The sequence below is a fragment of the Xanthomonas cissicola genome (assembly GCF_008801575.1).
Classification (GTDB): Bacteria; Pseudomonadota; Gammaproteobacteria; order Xanthomonadales; family Xanthomonadaceae; genus Xanthomonas; species Xanthomonas cissicola.
In genome coordinates this window covers 1-252 of sequence record NZ_VZPL01000285.1, presented here as the reverse complement: position 1 = coordinate 252, position 252 = coordinate 1, and the positions used below count along the sequence as shown (strand labels likewise).

At 53.6% G+C, this 252-nt stretch carries 1 protein-coding gene and 1 pseudogene; one reads left to right on the top strand and one right to left on the bottom strand.

The features are described 5' to 3' along the window. On the top strand, nt 1-111 hold a 111-nt coding region (locus F7R02_RS26110), incomplete at its 5' end, for an IS3 family transposase (RefSeq protein ID WP_151210384.1). 14 nt (nt 112-125) lie between these two features. Here the strand turns inward: F7R02_RS26110 and F7R02_RS26105 are convergent. Beyond that, nucleotides 126-206 (bottom strand): annotated as a pseudogene (locus F7R02_RS26105) (transposase); the annotation flags it as partial. Nucleotides 207-252 lie beyond the last annotated feature (46 nt).

Here is a 252-nt window from a genome sequence, read left to right as displayed (position 1 = left end):
TGGATGATCGACTACAACCAAGCAAGATCCCATGATTCGCTCGGCGGAATGACCCCGGTCGAGTACCGCAACAAGTACGCCGAAAGCTCTACTTTTAAAGTGCCTGCTTGACGGGGGAGCTTACGCTCTGCCACCTTGAACCCACGATCGGTCACTTGCCGGACCGCCTCGATCTTGAACTCATCCGTATACCGCTTACTGCTCATGGACACCTCCGAATCAGCCATTTTCCATGGCCTTGAGATGTCTAAG